The sequence below is a fragment of the Micromonospora yasonensis genome, assembly GCF_026013475.1.
Classification (GTDB): domain Bacteria; phylum Actinomycetota; class Actinomycetes; order Mycobacteriales; family Micromonosporaceae; genus Micromonospora; species Micromonospora yasonensis.
Genome location: NZ_JAPDPH010000038.1, coordinates 1 through 13,224, shown reverse-complemented (window position 1 = coordinate 13,224; position 13,224 = coordinate 1). Strand labels below are relative to the sequence as shown.

6 protein-coding genes are annotated in these 13,224 nt (G+C 68.4%); all 6 read left to right on the top strand.

Features of this window, described 5'->3' with window-relative positions; all coding sequences use genetic code 11:
• The first annotated feature begins 14 nt into the window (after positions 1-14).
• Positions 15-2,717 (top strand): MGH1-like glycoside hydrolase domain-containing protein, encoded by a 2,703-nt coding sequence (locus tag ONA70_RS11080; protein ID WP_265006291.1) that lies wholly within the window; start codon positions 15-17, stop codon positions 2,715-2,717.
• Between the two features lie 78 nt (positions 2,718-2,795).
• The gene (locus tag ONA70_RS11075) at positions 2,796-3,494 is read left to right on the top strand and encodes an HAD family hydrolase (RefSeq protein ID WP_265006290.1); all 699 of its coding nucleotides are present in this window, start codon (positions 2,796-2,798) and stop codon (positions 3,492-3,494) included.
• A 22-nt stretch (positions 3,495-3,516) separates the two neighbouring features.
• Entirely contained in the window at positions 3,517-4,308 is a 792-nt protein-coding gene (locus ONA70_RS11070) for a DUF4184 family protein (protein WP_265006289.1), read from the top strand.
• A 421-nt stretch (positions 4,309-4,729) separates the two neighbouring features.
• Positions 4,730-5,521, top strand: coding sequence for a L,D-transpeptidase family protein (locus tag ONA70_RS11065; protein ID WP_265006288.1), 792 nt, complete (start codon positions 4,730-4,732; stop codon positions 5,519-5,521).
• 110 nt (positions 5,522-5,631) lie between these two features.
• A complete protein-coding gene (locus ONA70_RS11060) occupies positions 5,632-6,564 on the top strand; it encodes a rhomboid family intramembrane serine protease (protein WP_265006287.1) in 933 nt (310 codons plus the stop codon).
• Positions 6,565-6,675: 111 nt separating this feature from the next.
• Positions 6,676-13,224 (top strand): golvesin C-terminal-like domain-containing protein (locus tag ONA70_RS11055; RefSeq protein WP_265006286.1); only part of this gene is annotated, 6,549 nt, incomplete at its 3' end.

Genomic DNA, 13,224 nt, shown 5'->3' with positions numbered 1-13,224 from the left:
GTCTCACGGCGAGAATGGCCGCTGTGGAGAAGTACCCCGGCGGCGTCGAAGATGTGCAGGTGATCACTGACCGTCCGACCTCCGCGACCCCCGACCCCGAGCGGCACCGGCTCGCTCAGGCCGACGCCGGGGAGCAGGACTGGCGCGCATGGGGCCCCTATCTGTCCGAGCGGGCGTGGGGGACGGTACGGGAGGACTACAGCGAACACGGCACGGCCTGGGACTATTTTCCCCACGATCACGCGCGGTCCCGAGCCTACCGGTGGAACGACGACGGCATGGCGGGCGTCTGCGACGACCGGCAGACCTTCTGCTTCGCCCTGGCGCTGTGGAACGGGCGGGACCCGATCCTCAAGGAGCGGATGTTCGGTCTCGGTGGCGACGGCGGCAACCACGGGGAGGACGTCAAGGAGTACTGGTGGTACGAGGACTCCACGCCCACTCATTCGTGGATGCGCTGGCGCTACCACTACCCGCAGGCCGCCTTCCCGTACGACGAGCTGGTCGCGGTGAACGCGCTGCGCGGCCGGGACGACACCGAGTACGAGCTGGTCGACACCGGGATCTTCGACGACGACCGGTACTGGGCGGTGACCGTCGACTACGCGAAGGCGTCCCCGACCGACCTGTGCATGCTGATCACGGTCGCCAACCGGGGGGACCGGGACGAGACCCTGCACGTGCTGCCCACCCTGTGGTTCCGTAACACCTGGGCGTGGGGGCTGCCCGGCGCGGACCGGGTGCCGAAGCTGGTCGGCGAGGGATCCCGGCTGGTCGGCGAGCACTGGGTGCTCGGCCAGTTGCTGCTGGAGGGCGACGGGGAGCCGACCCCGCTGCTCTGCGACAACGACACCAACGCCGAGCGGCTCTGGGGGCTGCCCGGGCGGTCGCCGTACCCGAAGGACGGCATCAACGACCACGTGGTGGCCGGCGCGGACACGGTCAACCCGGACCGGGAGGGGACCAAAGGCGCGCTGCACTACGTGCTGGACGTGCCGGCCGGCGGCCAGCGGCAGATCCGGCTGCGGCTGACCCGTACCGCACCGCCGCCGGCGAGCCTCCCGCCGCCCCCGGTCGACCTGGGCGACGACTTCGACGCCGTGCTCTGGGCCCGGCGCGCCGAGGCGAACCGCTTCTTCGCCAGTGTCATCCCGGCCGCCGCCACCGCCGACGAGGCGCTCGTGGCCCGGCAGGCCATCGCCGGGCTGATGTGGGGCAAGCAGTTCTACCACTTCGACGTCAAGCGGTGGCTGGAGGGAGATCCGGGGTCCTCACCGCCGCCGGCCGGGCGCCGGCACGGGCGCAACAGTGCCTGGTGGCACATGAACAGCTTCGACGTGATCTCCATGCCCGACCCGTGGGAGTACCCCTGGTACGCGGCGTGGGACCTGGCGTTCCACTGCGTCAGCATCGCCCGGGTCGATCCCGGCTTCGCCAAGGAGCAGGTGCTGCTACTGCTGCGCGAGTGGTACCTGCACCCCAACGGGCAGATCCCCGCGTACGAGTGGGCGTTCGGGGACGTCAACCCGCCGGTGCACGCCTGGGCGGCGCTGAAGGTCTTCGAGATCGACGGCTCCCGGGACCACGAGTTCCTCGCCCGGGTGATGCACAAGCTGCTGATCAACTTCACCTGGTGGGTGAACCGCAAGGACACCGGCGGCAACAACGTCTTCGAGGGCGGGTTCCTCGGGCTCGACAACGTCGGCCCGTTCGACCGCTCGGCCGCCCTGCCGGTGGCCGGGGTGCTGGAGCAGTCCGACGGCACCGGTTGGATGGCCATGTACGCGCTCAACCTGCTCGACATGGCGATCGTGCTGGCCGAGCACGACCGGGCGTATGTGGACACCGCCACCAAGTTCTTCGAGCACTTCGCGTACATCGCTGCGGCCGCGTACGACCAGGGGTTGTGGGACGACGAGGACGCCTTCTTCTACGACGTGCTGCGGCTGGCCGACGGTACCCGGGTGCCGTTGAAGGTCCGCTCGGTGGTCGGGTTGCTGCCGCTCGCGGCGGTCACCCGACTGACCGCGCGTACCCTGCACCGGCTGCCCGAGCTGGGTGCCCGGTTGCGGTGGTTCCTCACCAACCGCCCCGAGTACGCCGACGTGATCGGCGCGCGCCGGCTCGGCCCGGACGGCCGGCAGCAGCGGCTGCTGTCCATGGTCGGCCCGGAGCAGATGGTCCGGCTGCTCGCCCGGATGTTGGACACCGACGAGTTCCTCTCCGAGTACGGCCTGCGCACGCTCTCCCGCGCCCACCTGGACAAGCCGTTCACGGTGACCCTCGGGGGGCAGGAGTTCAGCGTCGGCTACGAGCCGGCCGAGTCGACCAGCGGCCTGTTCGGCGGTAACTCCAACTGGCGTGGCCCGATCTGGATGCCGACCAACTTCATGCTGATCAGCGCGCTGCGCGACTACGCCGCGTTCTTCGGCGACGACCTCCAGGTGGAGTACCCGACCCGGTCGGGGGTGAAGCAGACCCTGGACCAGATCGCCGACGACCTCTCCGCCCGGCTGATCGCCCTGTTCACCCGGGACGGCTGGGGGCGGCGGCCGATCTACGGGGCGGCGCAGCTGTTCCAGACCCACCCGGACTGGCGCGACCTGCTCTGCTTCCCGGAGTACTTCCACGGCGACAACGGCGCCGGGCTGGGCGCCTGGCACCAGACCGGCTGGACGGCGCTGGTCGCGGACCTCATCCTCACCCTGCGCCGCTGACCGGTCGGAAACCCGGGTGTCCCGGCCGGTCCGGGCGCAGTAGCGTGTCCCGGTCCACCACCACGGGAGGGGTACGCGATGCCACAGCGCCGGGAGGCGGCGGTGCTCGTCTTCGACGCCGACGACACGCTCTGGGAGAACAACGTCCTGTTCGAGCGGGTGATCGACGACTTCCTCGCCTGGCTGGACCACCCGACGCTGGACCGTACGGAGATCCGGGCGGTCCTCGACGACATCGAGCGGGCCAACGCCGTGGCGCACGGTTACGGCAGCAAGGTCTTCCTGCGCAGCCTCGGCGAGTGCCTGGAGAAGCTGCGGGAGCGGCCGGCGACCGCGCGGGAACGCACCGAGATCGAGGAGTTGGCGGCGGCGCTGATCGGCCACCAGGTCGAGCTGATGCCCGGGGTCGCGGAGACCCTGGACGACCTGGCCACCCGGCACCGGCTGCTGCTGCTCACCAAGGGCGACCAGGAGGAGCAGCAGCGCAAGCTCGACGCCTGCGGGCTGCTGCACCACTTCGAGGCGGCGCACATCGTCCGGGAGAAGGCCGTGGACACCTATCGCTGGCTGGCCCGCGAGCACGCCTTCGATCCGGCCGCCGCCTGGATGATCGGCAACTCCCCGCGCTCGGACATCCTGCCCGCCCGGGCGGCCGGCCTGAACGCGGTCTTCATCCCCAACGAGAACACCTGGGTGCTGGAGGACGACGAACTCGACCCCGGCGACCCGGGGGTGATCCGGCTGGCCGCCTTTCCCGACCTGGCCCGGCACTTCTGACCGGGCCGGTAGGGTCCGGAATGTGCCGCTGACCTTCCCTTCGCACCTGGCGCCGGTGCTGCCGCTGAAGCTGTGGCGGCCCCACTGGTTCGACGGGGTGGCACTGGCCACCGGCGCGGTGGCGCCCGACGTGGGTTACCTGTTCACCGGCACCGCCTGGGCACTGAACCAGCGGACCCACACGGCCGGCGGGGTGCTCTGGTGGTGCCTGCCGGTCGCGCTCGCGTACGCCTGGATCGTCCGCCGGGTGATCGCCGGGATCGCGGTGCACCTTCCTGGCGAGCGGCTCTTCGGCTGGCGGGACCACGCCGCGCTGGCCGGCGTGCGGCATCCCTGGCAGGTGGTGGTCTGTTCGGCGCTGATCGGCGCGGTGAGCCACATCGCCTGGGATCGGATCACGCACAGCGACCGCTGGCCGCGTCTGTTGGGCATCGCCGACTTCCACGCGGTGACGGGCCTGTACTGGTGGCAGTTCGCGGACGTCCTCGGCTCGGTGGGCGGGGCCGTCGTCGTGGTCGCCCTGGCGGTGCGGGCCGCCCGCCGTCGTGAGATCTTCGAGGGGGTACGCCCACCCGCGCCGCCGGCCCGGCCCGCCGTCTTCTGGCGGGTGGCGTTGTCGGTCACCGCGCTGGGCGCCCTGGTGCTGCCGGGGCTGCCGGCGGCCACCGTCCCGGCGCCGGCCGGCGTGCGGCTGCTGCACCTGGCGGCCCTGGCGATGATCGCGGGAGCGGCCGCCGCCGGCAGCCTCGGACGGGTCCGGCCAGCGCCCGGGCGCGACAATCACCTCGACGACGAACAGCGCCGGATCGGTTGACCTCGTTACGCCGACATGCCGGTTTTCCACGTTGGTATCAATCACACTGTGCCGGCCCGGCAAAAGGTTGTTCGGCCTGCGGGAGGCTGCCTAACCTGAGCCCGCGTTCACGGCTCTTCGGGGTGAGTCGGGGACGCGCCGAAGTCCGGTAGTTGGGCACCGTGGAGCTGAGTGCAGGCGGGCCGGCTCGCCGTGCTGAGCCCGGCGTGGGCGGCGTGCCACGCCCCCCCGCGCTCGCACGGCGAATTACCGCTACCACACCGGACGGCTGGGGGTCAGGACCGGGGAGTTGCGGACCCGGTCCTGACCCGTCCGGCGTTTCCCCGGGCTGTTGCTTCCTCCGTCGGGCTTGGTCAGATTCGGCGAAAATTCATCCCTTAGGGGACAGTGGGGAAACGCGCGAGGTGCGAGGATTCTCCGAATGAAGCGGAGATCTCTGATTCTCGGTGCGGCGGCCGGCGTCGCGGCTCCCGTCATCGCCTCCGGTGCGACGCCCGCAGCGGCAGCGACCCGGGAGGCCACGGCCACCAGCGGCACCCTCAGCGGGTCCTACGTGAAGCCGGGCTACATCCCGAGCCCCAGCAACAAGGCCGCCAACCTGAAGACCCTGCCGCCGGCCACCCAGCAGGTCATCATCGTGACTGCGGCCAGCGACACCACCAGTTTCGCCACCCTGGAGACGTACGCGAAGATCCGTGGTCGTTGGGCTGCGGTCTCCGCGCCGCTGCCCGCGCGGATCGGTTCGAAGTACTTCAGCGACAACCACGTCGAAGGCGTGCCGACCACGCCGACCGGCGTCTACGCCATCGGCCCGACCATGTACGGCATCGCGCCGAACCCGGGCGTGCGCTACCCGTACCACCAGTTGGTGACCAACGACTGGTGGAACGAGAACCCGAAGTCGCCCGCCTACAACACGTTCCAGCACACCGCCACCAACCCGGGCGGCGCCAGCGAGGCGCTCTGGCTGGAGAAGCCCGCCTACACGCACTTCGCCGTGATCACCTACAACATGCCGCCGAACGTGGCCACGCCGGTGGCGGGCGCGGGCAGCGGGATCTTCCTGCACGAGTTCAGCACGACCCCGTCCGGCCCCACCGCCGGCTGCGTGAGCCTGTCCCACGACCACCTGGTCGGGGTGCTCACCTGGCTCAAGCCCGAGGCCAACCCGCGCATCGTGATGTGCCCGGTGCAGAATCTCAGTCGTTACTGACCCGATCGGCGGACGGCTACGCTGACCGTCCACCACAGAGCCCCCGGCCGCCGCCCGGCCGGGGGCCTGCTGGCACATCAGCCGACGAACGACCTGGGGACCGCCTGCCCATGGACACGATCAGCACCGGCCAGCCCTCCGGCGAGGACGCCGCCACCACCTGCTACCGCCACCCGAAGCGGGAGACGCTGCTGCGCTGCACCCGCTGCGACCGCCACATCTGCCCGGACTGCATGCGCGAGGCCCCCGTGGGTCACCGCTGCCCGGACTGCGTACGCGAGGACAACCGCACGGTCCGCCAGGCGCGGACGGTGTTCGGCGGCCGGGTGACCGGCCGGCCCACGGTGACGTACGTGCTGATCGCGCTCACCGTGCTGGCTTACCTGGCCGAACTGGCCCGGCCGGCGCTGCTCGACCAGTTCGACAGCCTCGGCACCGGGCTGGTCGACGACGCCGGCCAGCGGTACGTCGACGACGGCGGCCCGCACGACGGGCTCCAGCCGATCGGGATCGCGCACGGCGAGTGGTACCGCCTGATCACCCCGGCCTTCCTGCACTCGCTGCCCACCCAGGGCGTCCTCGGCATCCTGCACATCGTTTTCAACCTGTACTGGCTCTGGGTGCTCGGCCGGGTGATCGAGGAGCGGCTCGGCGCGGCCCGTTTCCTCGCCGTCTACCTGCTCTCCGCGGTCGGCGGGACGGTCCTGGGCTTCCTCGTCGACCCGCACCAGCCGGCGATCGGCGCCTCCGGCGCGGTGTACGGGCTCGCTGGCTGCTACTTCGTCCTCACCCGACGGCTGCACCACCACCCGATCGACGCCAACCGGCTGATCATCCCGTTCCTGATCTGGATGGTGTTCTCCGCCGGCTGGACGTCCTGGGAGGGGCACCTGGGCGGCCTGCTCGTCGGCGGGGTCGCCGCCGTCGGCCTGGCATACGCCCCGGCAAAGCGGCGCACCCTGGTGCAGGCGGCGGTGCTGGTCGGGCTCGCGGTGCTGCTGCTCGCGCTGGTGGTGGCGAAGTCGCTCGACCTCTCCGGCTGACGCCGCGCATGGCCCGGCCATGCCGCGAAGTAGCTGAGAGATAGCCGCGCGTGTATCGGTTGTTCCTAGCCTTCACCCGTCCTGTCACCAGAGTTGACCGGAGGGTAACGGGTGAAGAGACCATCACGAAGGCCCCTGATCGGGGGCCTGGCGTTGGCCGTGGTGGCCACGCTGGGCGGGGTCGCGGTCCTACCGGACCGCGACCCCGCCGGAGCCGGCCAGGCCGCGCAGAGCGCGAAGAAGGACGACGGCGGGCTGCTGAGCCGCCTCGGTGACGCGGCACGTGGCCTGGTCGACGGGGGCGGCCACCGGGCGAAGCCCGAGGTGGTCAGCGCCGGGCTGTTCCGGGAGGAGAAGCCGCTTGCGGGCCGGAAGTGGCCGGCGCAGAAGCGGGTCAAGGAGCTGACCGGCAAGCGGACCGAGAACAGCAAGGTCTACCAGCTGTCCGACGGGCGGTTGCAGGCGGAGATCTCCGCGGTGCCGCTGCACTACCAGGACGGCAAGGGCAACTACCAGCCGATCGACACCACGGTCCGCCCGGTGAACGAGCGCGGCTACGTGCAGGGCAACCGGACCAACAGCTTCACCAGCCTGTTCGGCGACAGCTCCGATGACCTGGTCCGCTTCGAGCGGGACGGGCGGAGCATCGAGCTGGGCCTGGCGGGCGCGTCGAAGTCGGTGACGCCGAAGGTGTCCGGCTCGACGGTCACCTACCCGGGTGTGGCCGGTGGCGCGGACGTGGTCTACGACGTGACCAGCACCGCGCTGAAGGAGAAGATCGTCCTGCGTAAGGCGCCGGCCGGGCCGGTGTCGTACACCTTCACCCTCGACACCGCCGGCCTGACCGCGCAGCAGCGCGAGGACGGCTCGATCGCGTTCGTCGGCCGCGACGGCGGCGCTCCGGTATTCGTGATGCCGGCGCCGTTCATGTACGACAGCAAGGACGACAAGTCGTCGCCGCACGGCAAGGTGTGGAGCGACAAGGTCACCCAGAAGGTGACCCAGTCCGGCGGCACGTCGACCGTCACCATCACCGCCGACGCCGGCTGGCTGGCCGACCAGGCCCGGGTCTACCCGGTGGTGATCGACCCGACGATCAAGCTGCAGCCGGTGCCGACCGACGCGCAGGACGTGCAGATCTACTCCGGCGCCAGCACCACGAACTACAACGACACCTACCAGCTGAAGGTCGGCACGGACGCGTCGAACTCGTACCGGTCGCTGGTCAAGTTCGACGTCGGCTCGATCCCGCCGAACACGCCGATCGACGACGCCCAGCTGCAGATGTACTACTCGCAGACCCACTACGCGTGGGGCTTCGACGTGGCCATGGAGGCCCGCCGGATCACCCAGCCGTGGAGCGAGAGCACCGCGACGTGGTCGAACATGAACGCCAACATGGCCGCCCAGCCGGCCGGCAACATGGTCACCAAGGACGACGGGGATTCCGGCACGTCGGTGGTCGGCACCTGGTCGTACTCCACCAACACCGCGCTGACGCCGCTGGCGATCAACGGCGACTACCGGTTCAACAACGACGCCACGAGCGGGCACACCCACACCTGGGTGCCGACCATCACCGAGTCCGGCGACTACCAGGTCGAGGTGCACTTCGTCACGGAGTCCGACCGGCCGACGAACGCGCCGTACACGGTCTACTACAACGGCGGGTCGAAGACCTACAGCGTCGACCAGACCGGCAGCGGGCTCGGCGAGTGGAAGACCCTCGGCGTGCACCCGTTCGTTGCCGGCACCACCGGCAAGGTCGTCCTCGGCGATGTGGCCGGCAAGTCGGTGATCGCCGACGCGGTGCGGTTCACCAAGTGGGGTGCGAGCACCAAGAAGGCCGCCGTCTCCAACGTCTGGAGCTCGTTCCCGGTCCGCAACGTGGTGCAGGACTGGGTCAACGGCACCGCGAACCACGGGTTCATGGTGAAGGCGGTCGACGAGGCCAAGAAGGGCCGCGGCGGTCCGATCTTCGAGGCCTCCGAGTTCGCCTACAACAACGCCCGCCGGGACTACAACCTGCCGAAGCTGGTCATCACCTACGGGCGGCCGGGGGTGGCGGTGAACCCGCCGACCACGCTCACCTCCACCGGTGCCGTGCTGGACTGGCCGGCGTACGTGGACCCGTCCACCGCCACCGGTGACGACGCGGTCGAGTACCAGGTGCACCGCAGCATCTACCAGAACTTCACCCCGTCGGCGGCGACCCTGATCGCGCCGGTGTCCACGGGCACCCGCACGTACCAGGACACCACGGCGATCCCGACGGCGGCGGACAACACGGACCCGCTGGCCCGGAAGTTCTACTACTACATGGTCGCGGTGAAGACCCGCGACGGGCAGCTCGTCGCCGGGCCCACCCAGTCGGCGATCCTGCCGAAGGCCGGCCAGATCACCCGGATCTACCGCACCGGCACCACGGACACCACGCTCTCCCAGGCCCGCCCGACGGAGAACGTGGACGTCTACGACGGTGACCCGTACGTCAGCCCGGGCAACAACTCGGCGTACTACGGCGACACCCACGGTCTGGTGAAGTTCCCGACGCTGACCGGCATCCCGACCGACGCGAAGATCGTCGACGCGGACCTGCGGATGTACAACACGTCGCTCTACCCGGGCACGGACACCGACGAGTACGTCGACGTCTACAAGCTGACCAAGGGTTTCACCGAGACCAAGGCGAGCTGGAACACCTACGACGGGGTGAACGCCTGGACCACCGCCGGCGGTGACTACGACACCTCCTGGAAGGCCAGCAACAACGGGTTCACCAACGACCCGGAGTGGGCCAGCTGGGACGTCACCACCGCGGTTGACGGCTGGGTGAAGAACTCGGCGAGCAACTTCGGCCTGCTGCTGCGGCAGCGGGACGAGGTGAACCAGACCGCGCGGGCGATGCTGCTGTCGTCCGAGGCGCAGGAGCCGCTGCTGCGGCCCACGCTGGAGGTCACCTACCTGGAGCAGACCGCGGAGTCGACGTACTACGCGGCCTCCACACCCGCCCTGGCCACGGCGAACTCCACGTACACGGTGCCGGTGACGCTGTCGAACCCGACGCTGGCGGCGTGGAACCCGACCGACTGGGAGTTGGCCTACGACTGGAAGCGGGCCGACGGCCTCACCGACGGCGCGGACGCCAGCTACGAGCTGAAGACCGCGCTGCCGAAGAGCGTGCCGGCCGGTGGCACGGTCGACGTGGCCGCGCAGGTGAAGACCCCGCCGTCGTCGACGGAGGGGAACAAGCGCACCGACTACGTGCTGCAGTGGGATCTGCGCAACAAGCTGACCGGCAAGAAGCTGTCGGAGACGACGCCGATCCAGCCGCTGCCGCAGAACGTGGCGGTGGAGGAGCCGACCTCCGACCAGCTGGGTCTGGAGAAGTTCTACTCGTACGCGGGGAAGAACACCGGCGCCGGCGGCACCCTGATGAACAACCTGTACTCCGGCAACACCGTCTGGTCGTACAACGCGATCAACAACCCGTCGCGGGGACTGTCGACGTTCGTGCGGCTGGCGTACAACTCGCTGGACACCACCGACACGGTGGCCGGGTACGGCTGGTCGCTGCAGGCGTCGTCGATGATGCGCCTGGGTGCCCCGCTGGACTTCCACCCCAACCCGAACCCCACCAAGGTCACGCTGACCGACGGTGACGGCACCAGCCACTGGTTCACCTGGGACGCCACCGCGAACGAGTGGAAGAGCCCGAAGGGCGTGCACCTCTACCTGCAGAAGCACAGCAGCGTGGACTGCAAGCCCAACACCGACGAGCCGAAGGCGTGGGTGCTCACCCGGCCGGACCGTACGCAGTTCTTCTACGACTGCGAGGGATTCCTGTCGAGCATCGTCGACAACAACGGCAACGAGATGCTCTTCACCTACGAGGAGCGCAAGTCCAACAACAAGCCGACGAAGTTCCTGAAGTACCTCACCGACCCGACCGGTCGGATCACCCTGACCATCGACTACTACGCCAAGGGTCAGTCGTTCGACTACATCGACGACACCACCTGGACGCGTAAGACCGGCACCAACCTGACCAACCCGAAGATCATCGACCACATCTCACAGATCACCGACATCTCGGGACGCAAGCTCACCCTCACCTACACCGACAAGGGACTGCTGGGTGAGTTGGTCGACGGTTACGGGTCGACCAACGGGGCGCCGAAGACGTTCAAGTTCGCCTACGACATGACGCAGGGGAACAAGAACGTCAAGCTGGTCAAGGTCACCGACCCGCGGGGCAACGACACCAACCTGGTCTACAACTACCCGCAGACCGGCGACGACCCGAAGTTCCACTGGACCACCAAGTCCTACACCGACCGGCTCGGCTACCTGACCCAGTTCGGGTACGTCGACCCGGACGGCCCGCAGGGCAACAACATCAACGCCACCGTCACCGACGCGGAGAACCACGCCACCCAGTACCTGCTGGACGGCTACGGCCGGGCGTACCAGTTCACCAACGCGAAGAACGAGGTCACCAAGACCGGCTGGGACGACGACCACAACGTCATCCGGCTGGAGGAGGCCAACGGGGCCGTCTCCACCTGGGCATACGACCCCAAGACCGGCTACCCGACCGAGATCAAGAATGCCGAGGCGGTCAAGAACGGCTGGCCGGGGACGGTGCTGACCTACCAGCGGCAGCTCAACGGCTACGTCGCCGACCTCACCGAGAAGACCAGTCCCGAGGGCCGGAAGTGGACTTTCACCTACACCGGTGAAGGTGACGTCGCCACCGTCACCGACCCACTGGGCAACACCACGGCGACTGCGGGCGACTACACGAGCATCAATACCTACGACGAGTGGGGTCAGCTGCTTACGGCCAAGGACGCCAACGGCAACGTCACCACCTACAGCAACTACGACCCCAGCGGCTATCCGCAGACGATCACCGACGCTTTGAACGCCTCGTCGAACTTTGTCTACGACGTCCGGGGCGGAGTCACGGAGGTCCGCAACGCCAAGGGAGCGAAGGTCACGCAGACCTACGACACCTTTGGGCGGCCACTAACAAAGGTCGAGCCGGTGGGCGGCGGCCGTGTCCTTACCACCCCGGCGCCGGTCTACGACGTTAACGACAACATCACCACGGCATACGCGGCGAATGGTGCGGCCACGACCTCGGTGTACAACAAAGCTGACCAGGTTATCGAGTCAACCGCGCCGAAGGATGAGACTGGGGATCCGGACCGTAAGACGACGACCACGTACGACAAGGTCGGCAACATCCTCTCCGTCACCGAGCCGCAGGGCAACGCGACAAGCGAGGCGGGCGACTACACCACCACTACGAAGTACGACGAGATCTACCAGCCGATCGAAGTCGTCAACGGGCTCGGGCAGAAGCTGTCCACGGTCTACGACAACGTGGGCAACGTCATCACCCTCGTGGACGCCAAGAAAAACGCCACGGCTGACGCGAATGACTACACCACGGAGTACGAGTACGACCTCGTCCACCGGGTGGTCAAGACGATCGACGCGGCAGGCAAGTCCACCACTTCCCGGTTCGACCGTGACGGCTTGATGATCGGCACGACCGACGCCGACGGCAACGAGTCGTTGGCCACGTACGACAGCCGGGGAGCTCTTGTCGAGTCCAAGGTCCCGCAGACCAAGGATTCCGCCGGAGCGATTACCTACCGGGTCACCCGGTACGAGTACGACCAGGTCGGCAATCAAACCAAGGTGGTCACCCCGCGGGGAAACCTGACCACGGACGACCCGGACGACTTCGCCCAGACCACGGTCTACGACCAGCTGAACCGGCCCAAGGAGATCTGGTCGGCGTACGACAAGGACGATAGCCGCTACAAGACTCCCGACAAGACCCTCTACACGTATGACTCGGTGGGCAACCTGGAAAAGGTCAGTGCGCCGCCATCGGACGGGCAGACGGTCCGGAACGAAACCACCTACACGTACTACGACAACGGATGGACCAAGACCGCCACTGACCCCTGGGACATCGTCAACTCCTACGAGTACAACGACCTGGGCCAGCAGATCAAGAACACGCTGACCTCAGCCGGAGGCTCGACAACCCGGACCATGACCTGGGACTACTACCAGTCGGGTAACCAGAAGGCACGGTCGGACGACGGTGTGCCGGTCGGCCAGGACGTGGTCCTGGTCGACAGCTCGGACTCCAACAACACGGCGTCGCAGGGGACCTGGACCTCGGGTGCGGCCACCGGCCAGTATGGCTACGACGTCTACTCGGCCCCGGCAGGTAGCGGGTCGGCGCAGTTCAACTGGCAACTGACCATCCCGCGGGATGGGGCGTACCAGGTATTCGTCCGGCATCCGCAGGTCAGCGGTGCCGCGACGGATGCGAAGTTCACCATTACCTACGACGGTGGCAGCGCCACCAAGACGGTGAACCAGACGCAGAACACCGGCGCCTGGATCAGCCTGGGCAGCTACCCCTTCAAGGAGGACGGTGTCCAGAAGATCACCCTCACCGACCAGGCGACGGGCAAGGTGCTCGCCGACGTGGTCAAGCTGGTGCGGGACAACAGTGGCGACGCGGACAACGAGGAAAAGAGCTTCACGTACCGGTACAACCCGAACGGGTTGATGACCGAGGTCAAGGACCTCAGCCCGGGCGCGAAGGTCAGCCGGTATGACATCGGG

What these genes read in the sequence shown, in the direction of transcription:
- ONA70_RS11080 (WP_265006291.1), top strand. Translation starts at nt 15, where the DNA reads ATGGCCGCTGTGGAGAAGTACCCCGGCGGCGTCGAAGATGTGCAGGTG.
- ONA70_RS11065 (WP_265006288.1), top strand. Translation starts at nt 4,730, where the DNA reads ATGAAGCGGAGATCTCTGATTCTCGGTGCGGCGGCCGGCGTCGCGGCT.
- ONA70_RS11075 (WP_265006290.1), top strand. Translation starts at nt 2,796, where the DNA reads ATGCCACAGCGCCGGGAGGCGGCGGTGCTCGTCTTCGACGCCGACGAC.
- ONA70_RS11060 (WP_265006287.1), top strand. Translation starts at nt 5,632, where the DNA reads ATGGACACGATCAGCACCGGCCAGCCCTCCGGCGAGGACGCCGCCACC.